Genomic DNA, 23697 nt, shown 5'->3' on the forward strand with positions numbered 1-23697 from the left:
CGGGATAAATGACCCAAGCCGCTACATGGCAAGATGTACTCGGTGAAGAAAAGCGTCAAGCTTACTTCACCGATATTTTGCATTTTATCGCCAGCGAACGCGCTCAAGGTAAAGTGATATACCCGCCTGACAAAGATATATTTAACGCGTTTGCCAATACTGAGCTTCACCAAGTGAAAGTGGTTATTCTTGGTCAAGACCCATATCACGGGCCAGAACAGGCCCATGGTTTGAGTTTTTCAGTACAAAAAGGCGTTAAGCCGCCTCCTTCACTAAAAAACATGTACAAAGCTCTGCAACACGATTTCCCTGACTTTATCGTACCTGATCACGGCTGTTTGCAATCTTGGGCGCTTCAAGGTGTGTTCTTACTTAATACTGTGCTCACTGTTGAGCAAGGTAAGGCGCATTCTCATGCCAAGATTGGCTGGGAGAGGTTTACTGATAAGGTGATTACTCAGCTCAATGCGCATGCCAGTGGTGTCGTATTTTTACTGTGGGGCAGCCATGCACAGAAAAAAGCGGGGTTAATTGATGCCTCTAAGCATCACATACTCACCGCGGCGCACCCTTCGCCTTTGTCGGCTTATCGAGGGTTCTTTGAGTGTGGCCATTTTGCGCAAACCAATCAGATATTAAAAGACAGCGGTCGCACGCCGATAGACTGGCAAATTTAAACTAGATTCTCTTCGTCTGTATTGTTATTTTTGGTGCTGAGGTCTTGTGCATAAAGGCTCTCGGCATTGACTATCGTATTGCGCCCTTGTTGTTTTGCTTTATACAGAGCGTGGTCAGCTGCATTAAACAATTCAGTAAAATTCTGATCCTGCCTTAATTGTGCGACACCAAAACTACATTGAATCGGTTGTCCTGGGGCGACTTCTGCTTGGTTGACACTGGTTAAAATACGCTGTGCAATTTGCTGAGCTTCTAAATGAGTCGAGTCAGGCAGTAAAGCGACAAATTCATCTCCACCGAAACGCCCCAATAAATCAGTAGGGCGCAAGGAAAGTTGCGCCACTTGGCAAACACTTTGCAACGCCTTGTCGCCAGCGCTATGCCCGAATGTATCATTCACCGTCTTAAAGTTGTCCATGTCGAACATAATAAGTGACAGTGGTATTTCATCGTTTAAGCTGCGTTTAACTGCACGTTCGGCTTGTTGCATAAAGTGCTGTCGTGAAGCTGCTTGGGTGAGGGCATCAGTGGTGATAATCGCTTGGAGCTTTTCGTTATCTGCGACTAATGCGGGTACTGCAATGCCAAATAAGGCATTTGCCGCAACGATGATAATGGCAAATTGATAGATCAATACATATTCGTTTAGACCAAATAGATTGACGAATATCGCAATAAGCAGGCAACTGTAGGTTAGGCTTAGCATGTTGAACAGCGCACTTTCTGTACAAGCAATCCACATATGCGGTAGCACCAATAGGAAAATCACAAAGGCACTTTCTTGCTGTTGAGTATATTGGTTCAATAGCATGATGAAGCTAACAAGCAGGGTTACAAGCATAATCTTGCAGAAATAGAAGGGGCTTGCCTTGGTTTGATTAGGGCTAAGGTATTTTGTCAGAATGAAATGCTTTTTCTCGAAATGTTGACTTAACAGAGCGGCAAACAAAGGAGCTAAAATGAGTACACCCGCATAATCTCCAATCCAGAATGCGAGCCAAGCTTGGCTGATGTCACTTGCTGGCATCATGTTGCTAAATACTAGGCTGTATATCACCAGCACAGTGGTACACAGAGAGGCTACCCCAGAGTGAATGATATAAAGAATAATCATGCCGGGTGTGCTCAGGCGGTCTAATTTAGCGATCCAAACAAATAACAGTGCACTTAGCCAGTAGGGAATTATATGCGCCCCGGCGAATAGAATGCCTGCTTGTATCGCTTGAGGTAAGTTTAGTGGCAGAGTGTATTGTATACATGTGAGTAAAGTGACGATAACGGCACAAAAGGTTAATGGTAGTACTGCAGATGAGCCAATGATCAGCAAAGCGGCGTAGGTTAATCCTGATGCGGGGAACCACACACTGGCGTGGGCGGTATATTCCATGAGTTGTGCGACAGCCCATACTGTTAGCCATAACACCATAAAGGTAATACCGCGCAGCCATTTAAAGGCGATTGCTTTAGACATGACATTGTCTTGCATAGTTACCTCACCTCTTATGATTAGAGGCCGTGAACTACGACACCAAAGCCGTGGACAGGGTGAACGTCGTCCTAGGTCAATTCTTGGGTTTTATACAAGGATATTTACCGAGTATGAGTGACAAACCTCGCACCTGATGACTCAGTCAATATTCTCAAGTAGTAACATACTGCCACAAAACGTGGTCATGTCACGATATATCAAGTGTATTTTTAACTGAGTAAAGCCAGTAATGACGTGGTTTCGGTAGGTTTTTGTACCGAACATGGCTACTTAAATTACCCCATAAAAAAGCCCCATTTGAGATGCTCAAATGGGGCTTTAATAGGTTGCTTAGTGAAGCCTAGTGTTAACTAAGCAAGCTGATAAACGTTATCCGTTACTCAGCCATTTACAGCGTGTTACTTTTGCTTAGACAACCACACAATCAAATTTACGATGTCGTCGTTGGTCATGTCACGGGTAAACTTAGCCTGATATTTGCCGTTGACAATAAAGTTAGGTACGCCGCGCAAGTGGTTACGATACTCTTGAACTAACTTGTTGTTCTTTTTCAACATGCTATTTACGCCAAAGCTGCTAACAAGCTTATCGAAATCGGCTTCTTCTACACCATTGACCATAAAGATATTTTTCAAATCTTTGATGTTAGTGATTGACGATTTTTGTACGTGTATGTAGCGAAAGATAGCGGTGCTTAGGGCATCTTCTTTCTTCAGTGCGCGGGCTACCATAAGGGCACGACTCGCATCGTCCTGAGTTTCAGTGCTGGTAAAGCCCATGAAGTTTACATGTACTTTTTCAAATTTTACGTCGTCGCCCATTTTCTCTTGGATTTTTTTAGCGATGGGCTCGAACTGAAAGCAGTGCGGGCACCAATAAGAGAAGAATTCATTAATGACAGGTTTGTCGGTGGCGGTTTCGTTAATGATGGTGTAATGCTCACCTTCTTTCCACGTTTCTTGAGCGCATGCTTGAAGCGGAACTAAAACCGCAAAAACAAAAGCAAGTATGATTTTTTTCATTGTTAATTCATCTCTTTAGTAAAAATAACTCGGAGCAGATTAGCATAGCTAAAATAAAATGCCGACTGCACTTTGTAACCAGTTATAAGAAAATATATCTTATGGGGCATGCATTAACACAGTCTGAATAAGGTCAAATACGAAGTTCAGTTTCGTGCAATGCTGAAAACTGCTCTTTGAGTGCCAGAATTTGCTGCTCCCAATATTTAGGTTCAGCAAACCAAGCAAAAGCCTGAGGAAATGCAGGATCTTGCCAGCGCCTATGCAACCACGCCATGTAGTGGACCATACGCATAGCGCGAAGTGGTTCAATTAAGCTTAGCTGCGTCGGGTTAAATTCACAGAATTCATCATAAGCCTCAACAATCGTACTTAACTGCAACGACTGCGACTGACGATCGCCAGATAACATCATCCATAGATCTTGTACGGCGGGCCCGTTACGGCAATCATCTAAATCGACAAAAGTAGGGCCATCGCGCCACAAGATGTTGCCTGGGTGACAATCACCATGCAATCGGATGATATCCTTGGTGTGATAACGTTCGCTCGTTAATTTGACGACCTGCTCTAAAATGGTGAAAAAAGCTTCGTGCAAACTTTGTGGTATAAGCTGACTGTTCTGTAATTCAGCCACAGACTTAACCAGGTAATCTTCAATCCCTATGGTGGGCCGATGGGAGAACAATCGCGTTTTAGCCACTTGATGTATGCGCCCGATAAAGCGTCCCATCCATTCCAGTTGATCTAAGTTGTCGACCTCGAATTGTCGACCCCCTACAGAAGGGAAGAGCGCAAATTGGTAGCCCTGATACTGATGCAAACTTTTACCATTAATCACCATAGGCGCGACCACGGGTACCTCATGCTCCGCTAGTTCTAATGAAAAACTATGTTCTTCATTTAACTGGGCTTCGCTCCAGCGTTGAGGGCGATAGAACTTCGCCACATAACGCTTACTGTCTTGGCCGATAAACTGATAGACACGATTTTCATAGCTGTTTAAGGCTAACAGGCCTGATTCAACCAAGACGCCCTCTGATTCGATGGCGTCTAAAATAAGGTCCGGTGTGAGCTCACTAAAATTAAAGGTGCTCATTAGCGATACAAGAACTTAGAGGGCTGTTTGATAATAGCATCCTCGTCTTCTTGGGAGCGAATTGTGAAGCTAAATTCTGTCACGGGTTCTTCCAATTGGTATGGGTCGATAGCGATACTGATTGGCAAGTTAAATACTTCACCGCCCATCACAGTGACACTATCATCACCGATGAATCTGTGGCCTTCTAAGCCGTTCACACTGATATCGAAATGCTGAGTATGTTGAGATTTATTCAGTATCTTGAGTGTATAAACATTCTCGATTAGGCCGTCATTAGTTTCGCGATACAGGGCGTTACGATCGCGGATAATATCCACTTCTAACGGTACGCGGCTTAATAATTCAAATACCAACAATGCACTCATCAATACCAAAACAACCGCATAACCGATGAGCTTAGGACGGAAAATTTTAGTCTGGCCTCCGGCTAATTGTGTTTCAGAGGTAAAGCTTATGAGCCCTTTGGGGTAATTCATTTTGTCCATTACGCCGTTGCAGGCATCAACACAGGCACCACAATTGATGCACTCGTATTGCAGGCCATTTCGAATATCGATGCCGGTTGGGCATACCTGTACGCACAAGTTGCAGTCAATACAATCGCCCAAACCTTTGGCGGCATTTTGCTCTCGAGTAGCCTTTCGCGGACGTGGGCCGCGCTGTTCACCGCGCTGTGCATCATAGGCTACCGTGAAGGTGTCTTTGTCGAACATGGCACTTTGGAAACGGGCATAAGGGCATATGTGAGTGCACATAATTTCACGCATATAGGCAGCATTACCGTAAGTACATACAGCGAAAAACAGCACGCACACAGTCGCCCAAAAGCTAGATGAAAAAGTAAAGAAGTCGATGAACAGTGCGTCAATCGGTGTGAAGTAACCCACAAAGGTTAGCGATGTGAGTAGGGCCACACTGACCCAAGCCACATGCTTTAAGGTTTTACGCACGAATTTGTCGGTATCCATTTTTCGTTCATCTAACTTGATGCGCTTATTGCGGCTACCTTCAATTTTTTCCTCAAACCAAATATAGATAAAAGTCCACGTGGTTTGCGGGCACATAAAACCACACCATACTCGCCCTGCAAAGGTGGTAACAAAAAACAAAGCGAATGCGGCAACGATAAAAATCCATGCCAGTAAGGTAAGATCTTGTGGCCATAAGGTGAGGCCAAAAATTTGAAAGCGCTGCGCACCGATATCCAGCAAGATGGCTTGGCTGCCTTCATATTGTAACCACGGAAGAATGGCAAAAAGAGATAAAAACACCAAACCAAAGAAGCGTCTGAAGTTCTCTAACGCCCCCTTTACTGCTCGTACATAAATGCGATTGCGAGGGGTATAGTGATCATTGTGTTTGCTTTTGTCAGGGCGATGAACCTGAACCGGAGAGATATCTTTAACGGGAATGCGGTCACTCATTGCTGCTCCTAGACTGAACCGAGATACTTAAGGCACATAAACGCGGCGCATTATAGCAGTTCGTAGTTTAAAATACGTCAACTTGCTTTGTTCATCGGTCTAAAGATTGATAGAGATCAGCCTAAAGAAGCATCCTCAGGGCGTGAATAATACCAATCAGGTAATGCGTTAAGTGTTGCGCCTAGGGTAGCGCAATATGAATTTTGCGCCACCAAGAGAGGAGTCCTGTACAGCGCAGTCACCTTCGTGCCATTGCTGAATGCGTCGCACAATAGCTAAGCCTAAGCCGGCCCCACCTGATGCGCGAGTGCGCCCTTCGTCAGGCCGGTAAAACGCGTCAAATATCCTTTCTTGCACTGCTTTATCAATGCCAGGGCCGTCATCTTCAACGCTCAGAACAACATCATGTTGTTCATGATAAATCGTGACACAAATGCAGGTATTGGCGTATCGACTGGCATTAATCAGTAGATTTTCTAGCGCTCGTTGCACAAAATGATCGTCGGCTAACAATATATGATCCTCGCCGTCGATTGAAACATCAAATGGTGCCAAATAAGGTTCTCGTAACTGTTGTACCACTTGGGTGGTCAATGCCTTTAGCGGGATTTCAGCTAAATTCAGTTCAGGGTAAAGGACATCACTACCTGAATAATCAAGCATTTCTTGTACTAGGCGCTCTAATTCCTCTACATCTAGCGTCATGGCGTGCCATTGTGTCGAATCAACACTGGGGCGCGCTTCAAGAGCAAATTTTAATCTTGCTAAGGGCGTGCGAAACTCATGGGCCACGGCGCCTGACAATTCTCGTTGAGACTGCAGTAAGCTCTTCACTTTTACACTCATATTGTTCAACGCTTGAGCGATAGGAGCAATCAGGGATGTGTGTGAAATGTGATTATCAGCAAGGCTGCCATCATCCTGAACGTGACTCACGCTTCGCTTTAGTTCACTTAAGTCGCGCCACAATGGCCAAATCCAAAGGGCGATGAGCCCACCAAGTAGGAGAAAGAATATACCGCTGTACAGGGCGAATGTTCGGCCATTGTCTTGCGTTCTGGTGATATCGATTTCAAGTAAATCGGAATTGCTCAGCGGGATATAAAGCTGTTCACCTATGGCTTCATCAAAAAGTAAGACACTCTTGTTTTCTTTGAGCTGCGCCGCACTTTGCTCGCTCCAGCCGATACTGGCGTAGGGAATGATCCGATAAGGAAGTTGAATATTTTTAGCAAGCTGTAGTGGGTCACTATGGGTGTTAATGGCGCTATCGAAAAGCGCCATAATTGTTTTTACATGGCCGCTGGGTCCTTGCGGCTCAGGGCTAAAAGCACGCTCAAGTCCTGCGCTTAAACCAATCATGGCCAACACAATAAACAAGTACAAGCTAATAAATAGGCGCGCCATATAGACTGATTATTCCCACGCGTCAGCTACAAAATAAAACCCTTTTCCCCAAATGGTTTTAATTCGATAAGGTTGGCGAGGGTCATCCTTAAGTTTTTTGCGTAGCCGCGAAATTCGCACATCTGCTGAGCGGTCTAAGCCGTCGTATTCACGGCCAATTAATTCCCGATACAAGGTATTGCGATCAACCAATTGTGACGCGTTTGATGCGAGTTTCCATAACATATCAAACTCATGGCTGGTGAGTGGTACATCTTGGCCGTGTAAAACAACTTTACGCGCTAAGTAATCGAGTTGAAGTTGTCCAAAACATAATTGCTTTGCCTGTCCGCTTTGGGATTGTGGCAATGCACTTCTGCGCAGCAAAGCTTGAATACGGGCTAACAACACTCTAGGTTCCACAGGCTTAACAATATAGTCGTCAGCCCCTATTTCTAGCCCGAGTACGTGATCAAAATCATTATCTTTGGCGGTCATAAATAGTAGTGGCCCCTGATAGTGAGGGCGAATTTTCTTGCATAAAGTAAAGCCGTTTTCTCCTGGAAGCATCACGTCTAGTACAAGCACATCCGGTTTAATTTGCTTGAGCGTTTCTAATAAAGCGGTACCGTCAGGTAAGGCTGTAACTTTAAAATCGTGCTGTGTTAAGTATTCACAGACGAGCTGGCTCAATCGTTTGTCGTCTTCGACAAGCAGAATGTGTGACATTAAAATAAGCTCCATGGACTGTTTACCCGAAATCGGGTGCGGCGTTGGGTCGATTTCACGCGTAGCGTTTGTTCGCTTACCGTTACACCCAGTGAATTTTTAAGCAATAAACTGGCTTTGTTATCGATCGTTAACGATAGCTTTCGCTGAAGCTGGCGCTGGGTAGAGCAAAACAAACGCTGTTCAGAAAGTTGCGATAAATAAACACAATAGGTTTGCTGTTTTTTATTATGTACCGCAACTGAGAGGGAAAAGGTGCATGGCTCGTTCGCCCGCTCTGCAACGCAGACATTCGGCTGAATATGCCAACTTAGTTGCTGTTCTTCAGCGTTAATGTCGCTGGGTAATACTGCGCACATTATGCTCCACCAGGTTATCAGCACTCTCAAACTAGCAATGCTCCAACGATACAATGATGACTATGTTAGTCATTCGAATACATATCCAACACCGATAAAGATAGAGCGGGTAAATGACTGCTCCACTATTGGGCTATGAGTCATACCGCTGTTGAACCAGGTATAACTAGCCCGAGCTAGCCACTGCCAATCTTGGTTGATTGCCTTACTTGCTCCTATCGCTATAGTGGGCTGCCAGCCCGACGCGCCTTGATAGTAAAACGTGCTATCGAGGTTATCTTGTGGGTGTATGCCATAATAGTAATCAATTAATTGGCTGCTCTTCCACGTTATTCCCGGTGCGATGCTGAATCGCCAATCGTGCCATTTCCCATGATAGCGATAGCCTACTTCAAATTGATGGCCATGGTGTACACCTGTGGCATCGGTTTTTGCCGAGAAACGCCACTGTGAGTTGCCGCTTCGGATATGCCAACGTATGCCAGCGTCGATAGCCCACTTTCTACTTTGAACATCATCAATGGATACGCGGCGTGTATCATAAGGGGACTCATTTGAAGGCCCGACCGCTTGGTTAAATGCGTTGCTTGAAGGAAGCAATAGATTAGATGGGTGCCAAAATGTGAAGAAGGCTTTTTCGCTGTTAATACTGATGAATGTATCCAGCGCCGACGTGTCACTTTGCAGCCACTGGTATCCTATTTCAGCGTTGTCTAGGTAAAGGTTATCGCCATAGTAGGCAATATCGGGTAACACTATTAAGGGGATTGCATCGCCATCAACAAGTGGGTTGCTCTTAGCGCCAATACCGAGTGCCAGTCCTATTTGCCACTTGCCGGGTTCAATACATTGTTGCCCTGTACAGTCAGCAAATGCGCTGTGGGGCAGCATCAAAAACCACAGCATAAGCAAAATCATGCTGTGGTTTTTTATGCTAAATGCACCCATTTGATTCACCTATATCGTCAAAATTGTATTTAAAGAACATAGCGTCCTTCACTAAATGCTGAGTCAGTTCCTATCATGGCATGCTATCAAACCCCCAAGCAAAGCTCATCTGAGGGTTACAATTATTCACAAATCCTCGCAATTATGATCGAGACTCCCAGCCCCAAGTTATTGGATGATAAATCGACTCGTCGTGATCATAACGACTCAATTTATCAACAAGGGAATACACCATGTTACGTTTTATATTTAGGGGCTTATTACTGACTATGTTCGGCGTGCAAATTAGCGCATGTGGCGGTTCGGATGACAATGAAAAGAGCGAAAAATACGACAAGCCCTATTTGCAATTCTACAATGGCTCAGCCGACACAGGTGCGGTCTACGTCACGGTTGATGAGGGGAACAATGTTGGATCTGCCGTGTATGGTGATGCAACGAGTGTCGTCTCTCTTGAACAAAATGATGTTGAACTGTCTTTTAGCCAACAAGATAGCGACGGTAGCAGCGAAATTATTGGGGAACTCTCTGCGAATATTGGCACAGGGAAAAAGTTACTTGTGGTGCTAAGTGGTGATACAAGCGCCGCGAATTTTAATGCCTATCCTATTGAACGCACTGAATTAGCTAGTCGCTTTCGTTTGTTCGCCACTTCTGTGCTCAGTACAGGGCAGGATTATGATTTATATTTAGCTCAAAGTGGCGACACCTTCGCTGATGCGCATTTGCTTTCCAGCGTGTCAACGGGGGCCTTAACCCAATTTGAGTCTTGGCAGGCTGAAGACAGCCAGTCGTTTAGTCAAGGTGATTACCACGTTTACTTGACCTTGCCGGGTGAAGATTCGCCTGTGTTTGAAAGTACTGACATTACATTTCAGTATGCCACTGAATATACTTTTATTATTCGTTCAAGCGCCGGGGCGATTAAAAACAATATAGAACTGGATTTGGTGATCAATTCTTCGTCGGTGAATACCTACGCTGCGATAGATCAAGCCGCACAATTTCGAATTTATAACAGCCTAAATGATAAAGAGGTGTCAGTAGACATTGTAGGTGCACAAGGTAACCAGCGTGCATTAACGTTAGCAGCGAGTGGTTTAAGTGAGTTTGATGCTATCGCCCACGGGGATTATCAACTATCAGGCAAAGCATCTGATGACGAAAACTTCGCATTTTCCAATCAACTGCTCAGTTTAACCCAAGGTCGAAGCAAAGCGATTGTATTGTATGAAAATGCTGAGCAGACGTTAGACGCCCTAACGTTTGAAGAAAGTAACTTACCACAAAGCGTCGAGCATGATGTACAAGTCGTAAACGTGACCCCTGATTACGCCGCGCTTGACGTATTTTTCGTGCGTCAAAATGAAACCATTGCCACCGCGAAGTATCGTGCGCAAAACTTAGAGTTTGAACATTCGGCGCGGTTAACGGTGAAAAGCGGCCTGTATGAAATTGTGATTGTGCATAACCAAGAGGACGGTACCCAATTATTACTCACGCGCAGTCCGATGTTCAATATTGACCAAAATGAGAATTACATGGTGAGCGTTGAGACGTCAATGAGTGCGCCTAGCGGGTATGAAGTGGTGCTATTACATTAAATATTGCCTTAAATAAGGTGCGAATTTATTCGTCGTACGTCGGTCTATTAGGTATAACTAGCTAAACGTTGTGGTGAAACTTGAATGACAGTCTTGAATAACATGAAGGAACAAGAGATTCAGGTTGTATTCAGCACGCTTAGGTAAGCTATGTCATCATGCGTAAAGCATCTTTTGCTCAGTCATATATGAGAGGTGGAAGGATATGAAAAAATTAGCCGTAGTATTGGTGTCCGGCATTTCCTTAATGCTATCAGCGCACGCGTATAGCCAAGGAAAAGTAGAGGTGACATGGGAAAATACAGACAAATATACCGATGTGCGCCCGTCAAATGAATCGCGAAAGCGTTTTAAAGAGCGCACGTTTAAACAGTTAGATGAGTATTTAGTTGAGCTGGCAGAAACCTTACCTGAAGGGCAAACGCTGAATATGACAGTTACTAACCTTGATTTAGCAGGGCAGGTTTGGCCAGCGTCGTTTGTTGGGATCGGAAATGGTGCGAACGATGTGCGTTTAATTAAGAGTATCGATATTCCGCGTATTGCATTTAGTTTTGAATTGATTGGGGCTGACGGTACGATTTTGCAACAAGGCGAGCAAAACTTGAAAGATATGTCGTTTCAAGATCGTTACAACCCGTTTTTCTCTTCCGAAAACCTACGCTATGAAAAAAACATGCTGCGTATGTGGTTTGAAGAACAGTTTGAGCAAAACCTAGCTAAAAGCTCTTAGTTGAACATCAATAAAAGCACTGCATTTTACGGTGCTTTTTTATGTTTGAGGATTATTTAATGGAATTGGTATTATACCAATTCCATTAAATAATTAACCACTCAGCGAAAATTTAAAAGGACTTAATCAAGGCGCTTAAATGAAGTAATAGTGGTGCTCTTTCGAGTTTGAGCAACACAGAGTAAGTTCTTTTAAAATTCGCCCGAAGGGAATTCCCCAGCGGGTTTTGCACTACGTTCTCGGTATTTGAAAGGGAACAACCATTACTACACACCGACGCCTTGTTCAAAACCCGCTGGATGAATTCTGAGAGGCCAATTATTTATTGGAATTGGTATTAATAATATCCGCGTAGTGAACAGCTTGATCTCGACCATTTTGCTTCGCAGCATACAGGGCATGATCCGCAAGTCGTTGAAGGTAGTCAGCGTCTTTCACTTCGCCTGGTAGGCAGGTCGCTATGCCTACGCTTATGGTGATGTGATCTGTGTGTGGGTTGTATTTATGCTCTAAATTGGCGCTACGCACACTGCTTAATAAGGTACTTGCGACATTTCTCGCGCCGACTTGATCTGTATTTGGTAGGATAAATACAAATTCTTCTCCGCCATATCTAGCGGCAAAATCACCGCTGCGCTTGGCGACACTTTCAAAGATTTGCGCAATTGACACCAGTGCTTCATCTCCCGCCACATGACCATAGTTGTCATTAAAGGGTTTAAAGAAATCAACATCCACCATCAAGAGTGACAGCGGCCATTTTTCACGTGTCGCCAGTTTTAATTCATGTTCTAGGCGTTCATCAAGCGCTCGCCTGTTCGGGATCCCCGTAAGTCCATCAAGCAAAGATAATTGCTGTAAAGAGATTTTCTGTTGCTCGATCGTAGCGGCAAAATAGTCAATGGTGTCAGCAATATCAGATATTTCATCATTTCCGGATATATGGGTTGAATTACTGAAGCCATTTGCTCTGTCTTGAACGACTGTATTTAGCCTTACGAGGCGCCGTACTACACGATTTTGAATGAAAAATACGATAATCAGTAACAGCAGCAAGGCGCTAAGTACATACATACCCACATTTTGAATTTGTTCGCTGATGCGAACAGACGTTCGGCGAGTTTGCGTGATCAGTGAATCACTCAATTGGTACGATTTAAAGTTAAGTAAGCGAGAGTAATCAGCAATGAGGCTATGTACAAAGTTGCCGCCACCCGTGACACGGCCTGACAATCGTAAAAGGTTTATTTGTAGCGGGAAAATACCATTTTCACTAAGGGCTATTTGATTGAACTCAGCGACGATGGCTTGCATCTTCGGCTTTTGAGCCGCTGGAAATTGATGAATATTGCTGTAAAGCCCATCGATGATTTCAGCGACTTTAAACGAAGATTGGCGAATGCCTTGTAAACGAGTCAAGTTGACGGCGTTACTGGCCAATGCGACGGCTTCAAAAATGGCAGCACGCCACCGCTGTAACACTTGAATATCTTGTTTAGATAGGCGGTTGTCTGTGGTGAGCTTTACGACTCTGTCGTTCAATGCGTACAAGGCTTGCTCTTGAGACGAAAGTAAACTCGCCATTTTGATACGATGCAGGGCGAGGGTTTTTAGCTCGAGAATTTCGCTCTCAATCGCACTTAAGTGAAAGTCTAAATATTGAGTCCCTTCACGGCGTTCTGCTAAGCTTCGAATTTCATCAATTTTTTGATGAACATTACGCTCTGCTATACGCAGTGCGGGTTCAGAAGAAGCAAAGCTCAAGCCGTCACTTATTGCGGATAAGGTAGCAATGTGGTTGTTCACTTGCTCTGAGAATACCACTTGCGGCAATGAGTCATTGGCGATGCTATCAAGAATATTCCTAAAATCGACCAATTTTGAATAGGCTAAAAGCGTCACACTAATGAAAATGACAAACACGCTGATAAACGAAAGCGCAAAGACCGAGCTTAAAGAAATTCGTGCTTTCGCTTGGTTTGAGGCCACTGGGGTGTTAGTTTCGGTCATTAGATTGCACCAGCCTCTTGCTTAGGGTCGGACCAAGCGTTTCCTGTTGACGAATACTGTCAATGAGTACATCAACGACCATTGGTGGGTCCATGTAGCCCAAAGCGATTTTGGGGCATTCGTCCAATACCTGATAACCATCTCCGCCGTTAGCGAGGTAATCTGTCGTGGCGAGCTTATAAGAACGCGTAGGATTGATGTTTTCCCCATCAATTTTAATCGAGGTGATCCTTTCGCCGACTTTATTTTTCGCTGCATAAGTGACTTCTATACCAGAAATTTGCGGGAATCTCCCGCGTACTTGCTCAATGGTACTCAAGCCATTTTCAAGGGCTTGTTTGAGTTGTTGACCTGTGATGGCCAGCACGGCCAATTTACTGCGAAAGGGAAGTTCTTGGGCGATATCTCTTCGGGTGAGTCGTTGGCCTTTTACATAACTTTGGTTTCCACGAATAATGCCACCATTGATAAGGGCCATATCGGCATTCGCAAATTTTCGTACGGTATCCGCGACTAAATTGGCAAATGCATTTTCTTCTGTTCTAACACTGGTTCTTAGGGTTTGAAAGTCTCTTATCACGGTGGCTATGGGCTGGTTTAACAATCGATTTAATCGAGAGGTATAACCTTTGACCTGCCCCGCCAAAATTGGATCACTGGGAAAGCCAGATAATTCTTTTTCTTGCCATGTTAGATTGGAAATAACACCGTTTTCTTTGTCTAACGTCAGCTTGAGTTCAGCTAAGTAATTAAGATGGCTGAGTACCACAGCGTTAGGGTGCTTAGGCATCACTTCATTGGCTAAGTTGGTAAATTCCGGGCTGGTCGTAATTGTGATGTCAACCGTATTTTTCGACAACAACTGGTCAATAAAAGGAAAGTTATAGGAGTACATAAGCACGACAATCTCTGCGCCTTGTTCTCGTAATGCATGGGCGGAGTCAGAGATTACTTTTTGAGGGTCGAGGATCACGACTTGTTTAAGCAAGTAATCTGAAATTGCACTTTCGTCTAAAATCGAAATAATGCCTATCTTAACGCCGCGTTGCTCCACAATCACATTGTCTAATAGCCCATCGACGTTGGCTTGACTGCGTTTATCAAAGACATTGCTAGCCACTATAGGAAAAGCTGCTTCATAGGCGCGCAATGACAGTTCATCTTCATAATAACTAAATTCTCGCTTGGTAACAGACATCACATCAGGCTCGAGGCTATTAAGAATGTCGATGATATGCGTACCGCGATCTAAAGATGCAAGTGGACTTGGTGCTAAGCTGTTACCACCGAATAAAAAGAAAGTGCTGGTATTTTTTTGATTTCGATAGCTCTGTAGGGCGCTCGCAAGTTCAGGATATCCCCCGACTTTTTTTAGCCCGATGACGGGCATGTCAGAGGCATAAATGATGGATATGTTCTGCATACGAGACGATGCAGTGCTAGACGTAGGTATAGACATTTGTGCGCGGGCAAATAAGGTGAAAAATACACCCGCCAGTAACACGAGTAATTGTGTTCTGTTCATGACATTACCTACATCACCTTAAAAGCTTAACTATTTGATACATTTAATATAAATATCACATATATGATGAAATCGGTAATCAGCTTTTAGTCTAAGCTGATAAAGAGCAAAGTCACATTTTGCTATAAAGGCAACCGAACGAACAAAGCTAAGTTCGGTTGCCTTCATCAATGACTATAGATTTTCGATCGTCTCTTTTTGCTCTTTTAACTTCTTCATTTGCATGGTGAAGTCTTCAAGCTTGGCTTTCTCTTTATCAATAACCGCTGGGGGCGCATTGCTAACGAATTTTTCGTTATTTAATTTACCCTGCGTGCGGCCAAAGTCGGCTTCAATTTTTGCAAGCGCTCGGTTGATACGGGCTAGCTCTGCGTCTTTATCGATCAAACCAGCCATCGGAATAAGAATTTCCATTTCGCCCACGAGTGCTGTGGCACTGGCTGGCGCTTCTTCTTCTGGCTGCAACAATTCAACGCTTTCAAGTTTAGCTAACGCTCCTAAAAACTCGCGGCTGCTTTGCAAGCGTTGCCAATCTTGGGCACTGGCATTACGTAGCAGAACATTTAACGGCTTATTCGGAGAGATATCCATTTCGCCGCGAATATTACGAATGCCTACGATCACGCTTTTGATCCATTCCATTTCAGCTAGGGTGTCTTCGTCACGCAAAGCTTCGCTTTGTACAGGGAATGGCTGAGTCATGATGCTATCGGCTTGAATACCACATAACGGCGCTACGCGCTGCCAAATTTCTTCTGTGATAAACGGCATGATCGGATGGGCTAGGCGCAGAATACTTTCCAGTACGTTAACCAAGGTATGACGGGTGCCACGTTTTTGCGCCTCAGTGCTTACTTCTGAATTTAGCACTGGCTTTGAAAGCTCTAAGTACCAGTCACAGAATTGATTCCAAGTGAACTCGTATACTAAGTTCGCAGCGATATCGAAACGATAACCGCTCAAGGCGTCTTCAAAGTCTTTTAGGGTTTGTTGGAAACGTGCCAATATCCACTTGTCTGCTAGGCTAAGCTCCATGTCGCCGCCATTAGCACCTGTGTCTTGATCTTCGGTGTTCATCAATACAAAGCGTGATGCATTCCACAGCTTATTACAGAAGTTGCGGTAGCCTTCAACGCGTTTAACATCAAAGCTGATGTCGCGGCTGGTGGACGCCATTGCCGCAAAGGTAAAGCGCAGCGCATCAGTACCGTAGGCTGCGAAGCCTTCTGGGTAGCTTTTACGCGTGTTCTTTTCAATTTTGGCCGCCAGTTTAGGCTGCATCATGCCTGAGGTACGCTTGGCGACTAAGTCATCAATGCTGATGCCGTCAATCAAATCGATAGGGTCGATAACATTGCCTTTCGATTTAGACATTTTATCGCCTTGCTCATCGCGGATAAGGCCGGTGATGTAAATCTCTTTGAACGGAATTTGCCCAGTGAATTTCTTGGTCATCATGATCATTCTGGCTACCCAGAAGAAAATAATGTCAAAACCGGTGACCAATACGGCGCTAGGTACGAAAGTGTCTAGCTCAGGCGTTTTCTTTGGCCAGCCCATAGTCGCAAACGGCCAAAGGGCAGAAGAGAACCATGTATCTAGTACGTCTTCGTCTTGACGTAATGTCACGCTGGCATCGAGGCCGTTCTTTTCACGTACTTCGGCTTCGGTGCGCCCAACGTAGATATTGCCATTTTCGTCATACCAAGCAGGAATGCGATGGCCCCACCAAAGTTGACGTGAAATGCACCAATCTTGGATGTTGTTCATCCACTGGTAATAGGTTTTGTCCCAGTTCTCTGGTACGAATTTAATTTCGCCACTTTTCACCGCATCGATCGCAGGTTTGGCGAGTTCTTCAACTGCTACGTACCATTGGTCTGTTAAGTAAGGTTCGATAACTGAGCCAGAACGATCGCCACGGGGCACTTTTAGTTTATGATCTTCAATTTTAACCAAGATGCCGGCAGCGTCTAGATCCGCGACGATTTGCTTGCGCGCGTCGAAGCGGTCAAGGCCGCGGTATTGCTCAGGTGCTTCGTCATTAATTTTGGCGTCATCGGTGAGAATATTAATCATCTCTAGGTTGTGACGTTTACCCATGTCGTAATCGTTGAAATCATGGGCTGGAGTAATTTTTACGCAACCGGTGCCAAAGTCTTGCTCAACGTAGTCATCTGCGATGATCGGAATAAGGCGGCCGGTAATCGGTAGTTTGATTTGCTTACCAATAAGCCCTTGGTAACGCTCGTCATCAGGGTGTACAGCAACGGCGGTATCACCCAGCATGGTCTCTGGACGTGTAGTGGCAACTATCAACTCGCCTGTGCCATCAGCAAGAGGGTAGCGCATATGCCACATAAAGCCGTTTTCTTCTTCGCTGAGTACTTCTAAATCGGATACCGCAGTGTGCAATACTGGATCCCAGTTGACGAGACGCTTACCACGGTAAATTAGCCCTTCTTCGTGCAAGCGCACAAAGACTTCATTCACCGCTTCAGATAGGTCATCGTCCATAGTGAACACTTCACGGTCCCAATCAGGAGAGGTGCCTAAGCGACGCATTTGCTGGGTAATATTTCCACCTGACTCTTTTTTCCAGTCCCAGATTTTATCGACAAACGCATCTCGGCCTAAGTCGTGACGGGTTTTACCTTGCGCGTTTAGTTGACGCTCAACCACCATTTGTGTGGCGATACCCGCGTGGTCAGTTCCACATTGCCACAAAGTGTTGTCACCTTTCATTCGGTGATAACGCGTTAGGGTATCCATAATGGTTTGTTGAAAACCATGCCCCATGTGCAAGCTGCCAGTGACGTTAGGAGGCGGTAATAAAATGCAGTAAGGTTGGCCTTCACCACTGGCTTTGAAATAGCCATTATTTTCCCACGCTTGGTAGCATTGCTGTTCAATATTTTGTGGGCTAAATGTTTTATCCATTGTATTTGGTCTCGTTATTGCGATGACTAATGACCCGCGAGTGAGTTGAGTAACTCTTTGCTGGGTAACGTATCTAATTGATGGCCAGCGGCGCGGTAATGCTTATAGCGCTCGCGGGCTTGCTGCTTAAGGGTTTCAGCGGCAGGTACAAAATCAAATATGCGACTAAATTTGCCATGAAAGTCCGGCATGTTGTCGGCGAGGTTGATCAGTACGGGTTTGTTGAACTGGCTTGGGCGTTGCCAGCATATTTCTACTGGCGTGCCTGCTTGGGGCCCTTCGCCAGTTAAGTTATGAGGAACGAAACGGTCGTTCGGTAGTTGCCACAGTAATTCATCGAATTGCTCAGCTTGTGCCTGACTTTGACACATCACCACGCAGCGTTGTTTATTGCTAAAACACTGGGCCGCCAATTGACAAGCCAGCGCAAGGTGCGCTGGCTGTTGACTTGTTGTTTCTGCTTCTTGTTCGAGCAGGTAAAACGTGACCTTAGACATCAGGTTATCCGTTCGTTGTGACAGGCTAATCTTCTGACTCGATGCCCGCTCGGTTCATTAAAAACTGAGATAGCATAGGAACAGGACGACCAGTAGAGCCTTTCTCTTTACCGCCGACCCAGGCTGTGCCTGCGATGTCCATATGTGCCCAGTTATATTTACGGGTAAAACGAGATAAGAAACATGCTGCGGTAATTGAGCCCGCTGGGCGGCCACCTAAGTTGGTCATGTCTGCGAATGGGCTTTCCAGTTGGTCTTGGTATTCATCCCACAATGGCATGCGCCATGCCTTATCACCACTTTGCTCTGATGCGTTAATCAGTTCGTGGGCAAGAGGGTTATGGTTGCTGAAGACCCCAGTTGCGTGGTGACCAAGAGCGATAACACAGGCGCCTGTTAGGGTGGCTACATCGATGACTAATTCAGGATCAAAGCGTTCAACGTACGTTAATGCGTCGCACAATACCAAACGGCCTTCGGCATCAGTATTTAGTACTTCAACGGTTTGACCTGACATGGTAGTTAAAATGTCACCAGGACGATAAGCGTTAGCATCAGGCATGTTTTCACAACCAGCTAATATACCCACAACATTAATCGGCAAATTAAGCGCGCTGATGGTATGCATGGCACCCAGTACGCCCGCTGCGCCGCCCATGTCGTATTTCATTTCATCCATGGCTTCGCCAGGCTTAATGGAAATACCGCCTGAGTCGAAGGTTAAGCCTTTACCGACGAGTACGATAGGCGCTTGATCAGCAGGGCCACCTTTGTGTTCCATGATGGTCATAATCGACTCGTTTACCGAGCCTCGGCCGACTGCCAAGTATGAATGCATGCCTAGGGCATCCATTTGCTTTTCGTTGACTGAATCAACATGCAAATTTTCATACTCGGCTTCAAGGGCTTTGGCTTGCTCGAATAGGTATTTAGGATTACAAATGTTAGGCGGCATGTTAGCTACGTCACGGGTGGTTTTGCTGCCTAATGATACGGCTAAGCCGTGCTCCACTGCGCGCTCACCAATCGTTAACTCGCGGCGTGTTGGCACATTGAATACCATTTTACGCAGTGGCCTGCGAGGCTCACCTTTCTTGGTTTTTAACTGCAAGAAGGTATACAAAGAGTCTTGGGTAGCTTCTACCGCTTGGCGTACACGCCAGTAGGTATCACGGCCTTTAACATGCAGCTCTGATAAGAAACAAACCGCTTCCATTGAACCTGTTTCATTTAAGGTTTTAATGGTTTTAGAGATAATTTGCTTGTACTGGCGTTCATCTAGCTCGCGCTCTTTACCACAACCAACCAACAATACGCGTTCGCTCAGTACGTTAGGTACATGGTGCAACAGCAACATTTGGCCCGGTTTACCTTCTAGATCACCACGGCGTAAAAGGTTGCTAAGGTAGCCACCACTGATTTCGTCTAATTGTTCTGCCACTGAGGTTAAGCGGCGAGGTTCAAATACACCGACTACGATACAGGCACTACGTTGTTTTTCTGGGCTTCCACTTTTTACACTAAATTCCACGGGGCATCCTCGTCACGAAACTGTTAATCTGTCATTACATACTGGTTGTAACACTGAGCTTTTTGAATTTATTGTTGTGATGTTATGCAAAGCGTTACGGCTTATCTTTGTAAACAGCGTTTCATTGCAATTGCAAGAAGAGCTCAAGCCAGACATAATCTGTAAATTACGTGCGGGCAAGCGCTTTAAAATGGCACACATTGCAAATGAAACGTGTGAAAACGTTAAGTTTACTTAAAATTTTGTAGCTTGCCACTAAAATTACCACTTTTGTGTTGGATATTGCGTGCTGATATTTCGTTATTTAGTTAAAGAAACCGTCAAATCCCAAACTGCCGTTTTTCTGGTTTTGATGGCCATTTTTATTACCAATAAATTTGTCAGGGTGCTCTCTGAAGCATCCAACGGAGACATTCCTGCTAGTTTGGTCCTGGGCTTTTTAGCCTTGAGTATGCCGGTATTGGCGTCTCTTATTTTACCTTTGAGTTTGTTTTTGGGGATCATGCTTGCCCATGGCCGCTTGTACGTAGACAGCGAAATGACTGTGATGCGCGCCTGTGGCATCAGTGAATGGTATGTGACGCGCGTTATGCTTGTGCTTGCTGTGATCATGGCATTGATTACAGGTGCCATGACGTTATGGATTGCGCCTATGTCGGTAGAGCGAGAATACCAGCTAGAAGAGCAAGCGGGTGCAGACACCGGGTTAACCACATTAATTCCGGGCCGATTCCAGCAAACTGCTAATGAAAAAGCGGTTATTTTCGTGCATGAAATTGGCAATGACAGTGAACCGCTCAAACGGGTATTTATGGCCCAGCATGACACCACGACTGACAGTCAAAATGTACACTTGGTTTACGCCAAACAAGGTGGGCTTAGGGAGCTGCCAGATGGTTCTGAAACCTTGGTACTGGGAGATGGTATCCAGTACGAAGGTACGCTAGGTGAAAAGGACTATCGTGTGGTTGAGTTTGGTGAATACCAAATTCAAATTGCTGAACAGGAAGCTGAGCAAAAACGTCGTAAATTGTCAGCCTATACCACCATGCAATTATTTGATGATCCTTCCATTGATGCCATCGCTGAACTGCAGTGGCGGTTTGCTATTCCATTATCCTTGTTTTTCTTGGTTATTATCGCTGTGCCACTCAGTGCCGCTGACCCAAGGCAAGGGCGCTTTGGTAAAATGTTCCCTGCGCTCATGCTGTACCTAGGGTATTTCCTGTTACTGCTCGCGGGGCGTAAAGTGCTTGAAGATGGTAAAATTCCGCCAATGCTCGGGCTGTGGTGGGTACATGCTGTGATAGGCGTAATTGGTTTGGCGCTGATCTTTAAAGGGCGGCCGGTGGGTGTGCGAATACGGGCACGTTTGCGCGGGAGCAAAGCATGATTAGAATTCTTGATTGGTATATTGCTCGCACGTTATTAAGCACCACCGCCATGAGTTTAGGGGTTCTTGTTGGTCTTAGCGCACTAATAAAATTCATTGAACAAATGAAAAGCGTTGGCCGAGGCAGCTACGACATGACGGTGGCGGCTGTGTATGTCTTTTTAAGTTTACCCCGTGAGTTAGAACAGTTTTTCCCGATGGCCACCTTGATAGGCGGCTTAATTGGTATGGGAATACTTGCCAGTAACAGTGAGTTAGTGGTGATGCAATCCGCCGGGCAAAGCCGCTGGAATATTATTATTTCCGCCATGAAATCCGCTATTTTAATGGTGCTTTTTGTGATGGTCATTGGCGAATGGGTCGCACCGGTTAGTGAAACCAAAGCCAAAGAAATACGCACCCAAGCTATATCCGGAGGGAGTTTGTTTTCCTCAGACAGATTGGTATGGGCAAAAGACGGTGATAATTTTGTCAGTATTGGCGAGGTCGTTGATAAAAATACCTTGCGAGATGTAAGTATTTACGAGTTCGATAATGACCTGTATTTGCGCAAAATCACTACTGCAGAGACGGCTAACTATCAAAGTGACTCATGGGGGTTAAGCCATGTGCAATCTACCGAGTTCTCTGATAACCGCATTCAGGTTGAAGACGCTGCTGATGGCGCATGGTCCTCATCGTTAACACCGGATAAATTAGGTGTGGTCACAGTGAAGCCTGAAGCATTGTCGATCCGAGGATTAATCGATTATGTTAATTATCTAGAAAATAACAGTCAAAATTCAGAGCGTTATCGTTTGGCGCTGTGGCGTAAGGTGCTGCAACCTATTTCGGTGGGCGTTATGCTGTTGATGGCACTGTCGTTTATTTTTGGCCCACTGCGCAGTGTGACCATGGGGGCAAGGGTGATCATGGGGGTGCTGACAGGGTTTGGCTTTTTCGTCAGTAATGAAGTATTTGGCTCACTAAGTACGGTTTATCACATACCGCCTTTTATCGGAGCAATCTTACCCAGCATTGTGTTCACCGGTATATCAATACATTTATTGCGCCGATAAAGGCGCAGTAAATTCTATCAGTACCATTTAATTCAGATTACGCCAACTGCGATGGTGGTTGGCCTCTTTCGTTAGGCAAATCACTTCAGTGCCCGCAATGCGGTCTTGCAGTGATTGCTTATGCTTATAATCGAGCAGCACAAGTAAGGTTCCTAAGCCCAAGAACGATGTCATCATGCGCACAAAGGCGCGAGTGTAGGTCAGTGAGTTTTCATTGGTGCTGACGATTCGCAAGCGCCAAGCGCGCATACCAATAGTTTGGCCGCCGTTGCGCCAAAACCATAAAAAGAACGCGATAACCCAAGCGCTAACCCAACCTTGTAATACGTATTGATAAATAGGCGCATGCTGGATTAAATCACTGAAATGCTCGTAGCCGTGGTTATTCAGCACGTTATTTTCAACTAACAACAACATCGCCACCAACATCACCATGGCGGCGCACATACCCACAGCAACAGCCACCAAAATATCGTAAATAATCGCGGCTAAGCGACGAAAAAAACCAGCGCGGTAATAATGCTCAGAAGTCAAAAGGGTGCTCTCTCAGGTGAAACGAAATTCAGCATATAAAAATGTAAACGTTTAATAGTGATATTTTCATGCTAATAGTTTCGCATAGTTAATGAGGGTTAGGGTAGGGACGATAGCAAAAATGACAAAGTTGATGATAAGTTGAGCAATTAAAACAGCAAGGCAAAAAATCACTTGCGCGCGCCAGGTAAATCGCTATAATGCGGCGCTCTTAAAGGTTGCACGCAACCTAAAAGCGCCTTTGCCAGTGTGATGGAATTGGTAGACATGACGGATTCAAAATCCGTTGCTGAATAAGCGTGGCGGTTCGAGTCCGCCCACTGGTACCATCTCTTTTACCAATTAAAGAGATAACAATAAACCGACTTTACGTCGGTTTTTTTGTGCCTGAAATTCACGTAGTCGCCACGCAAGCGTGTCGGCCGAAGGTCGGTCCCATCGAGCCCGCCCACTGGTACCAAACATTTAAACCAACTTTTTAGTTGGTTTTTTTGTATCTGGGATTCACGAAGTCGCCACGCAAGCGCGTCGGCCGAAGGTCGGTCCCATTGAGCCCGCACTGGTACCAAACATTTAAACCAACTTTTTAGTTGGTTTTTTTGTGTTTGTAGTTTGGGTTCTTAGATGTATTGAGTACATAGTTAACACATCCCTGATGACCGGCACCCAGCCCAGACGTCCATGTCTGGTCGTTCAGCTCGGTGGAACTTCGTTCCTAAGAAGACGAGCATCACC

19 protein-coding genes and 1 tRNA gene are annotated in these 23697 nt (G+C 45.2%); 6 read left to right on the forward strand and 14 right to left on the reverse strand.

Annotation, left to right across the window (positions count from 1 at the left end; translation table 11 throughout):
- The first annotated feature begins 8 nt into the window (after positions 1-8).
- Entirely contained in the window at positions 9-677 is a 669-nt protein-coding gene (ung, locus tag FX988_RS16575; RefSeq protein WP_160181216.1) for a uracil-DNA glycosylase, read from the forward strand.
- Here the strand turns inward: ung and FX988_RS16580 are convergent.
- The 8 genes from FX988_RS16580 to FX988_RS16615 all read right to left on the reverse strand — a co-directional run bounded on the left by FX988_RS16580 (position 674) and on the right by FX988_RS16615 (position 9137).
- A complete protein-coding gene (locus FX988_RS16580; protein ID WP_160181217.1) occupies positions 674-2164 on the reverse strand; it encodes a diguanylate cyclase in 1491 nt (496 codons plus the stop codon). The two genes, ung and FX988_RS16580, sit on opposite strands and share 4 nt — an antisense overlap.
- Before the next feature lie 401 nt (positions 2165-2565).
- Positions 2566-3189, reverse strand: a complete 624-nt coding sequence (locus FX988_RS16585) for a thiol:disulfide interchange protein DsbA/DsbL (RefSeq protein ID WP_160181218.1) — start codon at positions 3187-3189, stop codon at positions 2566-2568.
- 133 nt (positions 3190-3322) lie between these two features.
- A complete protein-coding gene (locus FX988_RS16590) occupies positions 3323-4288 on the reverse strand; it encodes a serine/threonine protein kinase (RefSeq protein WP_160181219.1) in 966 nt (321 codons plus the stop codon).
- Positions 4288-5715, reverse strand: a complete 1428-nt coding sequence (gene ccoG, locus FX988_RS16595; protein WP_160181220.1) for a cytochrome c oxidase accessory protein CcoG — start codon at positions 5713-5715, stop codon at positions 4288-4290. The genes FX988_RS16590 and ccoG overlap by 1 nt, the downstream gene beginning before the upstream one ends.
- Before the next feature lie 168 nt (positions 5716-5883).
- On the reverse strand, positions 5884-7122 hold the full coding sequence (locus FX988_RS16600; RefSeq protein ID WP_160181221.1) for an ATP-binding protein: 1239 nt from the start codon (positions 7120-7122) through the stop codon (positions 5884-5886).
- Positions 7123-7131: 9 nt separating this feature from the next.
- Positions 7132-7830 carry a response regulator gene (locus tag FX988_RS16605; RefSeq protein WP_160181222.1) on the reverse strand — a complete coding sequence of 233 codons (699 nt, stop codon included), beginning with the start codon at positions 7828-7830 and terminating at the stop codon, positions 7132-7134.
- The gene (locus FX988_RS16610; RefSeq protein WP_254700645.1) at positions 7830-8189 is read right to left on the reverse strand and encodes a DUF3019 domain-containing protein; all 360 of its coding nucleotides are present in this window, start codon (positions 8187-8189) and stop codon (positions 7830-7832) included. The genes FX988_RS16605 and FX988_RS16610 overlap by 1 nt, the downstream gene beginning before the upstream one ends.
- A gap of 69 nt (positions 8190-8258) precedes the next feature.
- Positions 8259-9137 carry a MipA/OmpV family protein gene (locus FX988_RS16615; RefSeq protein ID WP_160181224.1) on the reverse strand — a complete coding sequence of 293 codons (879 nt, stop codon included), beginning with the start codon at positions 9135-9137 and terminating at the stop codon, positions 8259-8261.
- A 233-nt stretch (positions 9138-9370) separates the two neighbouring features.
- Here FX988_RS16615 and FX988_RS16620 point away from each other — a divergent pair, with 233 nt between their 5' ends.
- Positions 9371-10741: a DUF4397 domain-containing protein gene (locus FX988_RS16620; protein WP_160181225.1), complete on the forward strand. Its 1371-nt coding sequence runs from the start codon at positions 9371-9373 to the stop codon at positions 10739-10741.
- A gap of 205 nt (positions 10742-10946) precedes the next feature.
- On the forward strand, positions 10947-11474 hold the full coding sequence (locus FX988_RS16625; RefSeq protein ID WP_201751599.1) for a DUF3016 domain-containing protein: 528 nt from the start codon (positions 10947-10949) through the stop codon (positions 11472-11474).
- Positions 11475-11792: 318 nt separating this feature from the next.
- Here the strand turns inward: FX988_RS16625 and FX988_RS16630 are convergent, their stop codons facing one another.
- The 5 genes from FX988_RS16630 to pepA all read right to left on the reverse strand — a co-directional run bounded on the left by FX988_RS16630 (position 11793) and on the right by pepA (position 19977).
- Complete coding sequence (locus tag FX988_RS16630; RefSeq protein ID WP_160181226.1) at positions 11793-13484, reverse strand: sensor domain-containing diguanylate cyclase; 1692 nt, start codon at positions 13482-13484, stop codon at positions 11793-11795.
- Positions 13471-15009, reverse strand: coding sequence for a bifunctional metallophosphatase/5'-nucleotidase (locus FX988_RS16635; protein WP_160181227.1), 1539 nt, complete (start codon positions 15007-15009; stop codon positions 13471-13473). The genes FX988_RS16630 and FX988_RS16635 overlap by 14 nt, the downstream gene beginning before the upstream one ends.
- A gap of 174 nt (positions 15010-15183) precedes the next feature.
- A complete protein-coding gene (locus FX988_RS16640) occupies positions 15184-17949 on the reverse strand; it encodes a valine--tRNA ligase (protein ID WP_160181228.1) in 2766 nt (921 codons plus the stop codon).
- Positions 17950-17975: 26 nt separating this feature from the next.
- Positions 17976-18446, reverse strand: a complete 471-nt coding sequence (locus FX988_RS16645; protein WP_160181229.1) for a DNA polymerase III subunit chi — start codon at positions 18444-18446, stop codon at positions 17976-17978.
- 25 nt (positions 18447-18471) lie between these two features.
- On the reverse strand, positions 18472-19977 hold the full coding sequence (gene pepA, locus FX988_RS16650) for a leucyl aminopeptidase (protein WP_160181230.1): 1506 nt from the start codon (positions 19975-19977) through the stop codon (positions 18472-18474).
- Between the two features lie 286 nt (positions 19978-20263).
- On the opposite strand from pepA, the gene lptF reads away from it, so the two are divergent.
- Positions 20264-21370 carry an LPS export ABC transporter permease LptF gene (gene lptF / locus FX988_RS16660; protein ID WP_160181231.1) on the forward strand — a complete coding sequence of 369 codons (1107 nt, stop codon included), beginning with the start codon at positions 20264-20266 and terminating at the stop codon, positions 21368-21370.
- Positions 21367-22428 (forward strand): LPS export ABC transporter permease LptG, encoded by a 1062-nt coding sequence (gene lptG, locus FX988_RS16665; RefSeq protein WP_160181232.1) that lies wholly within the window; start codon positions 21367-21369, stop codon positions 22426-22428. The genes lptF and lptG overlap by 4 nt, the downstream gene beginning before the upstream one ends.
- Positions 22429-22455: 27 nt before the next feature.
- On the opposite strand, the gene FX988_RS16670 is transcribed toward lptG, so the two are convergent.
- A complete protein-coding gene (locus FX988_RS16670) occupies positions 22456-22962 on the reverse strand; it encodes an RDD family protein (RefSeq protein ID WP_160181233.1) in 507 nt (168 codons plus the stop codon).
- Positions 22963-23205: 243 nt separating this feature from the next.
- On the opposite strand from FX988_RS16670, the gene FX988_RS16675 reads away from it, so the two are divergent.
- A tRNA-Leu gene (locus FX988_RS16675) sits at positions 23206-23291 on the forward strand.
- The last annotated feature ends 406 nt before the right edge of the window (positions 23292-23697 follow it).

The organism is Paraglaciecola mesophila, assembly GCF_009906955.1.
GTDB classification, from domain to species: Bacteria; Pseudomonadota; Gammaproteobacteria; order Enterobacterales; family Alteromonadaceae; genus Paraglaciecola; species Paraglaciecola mesophila_A.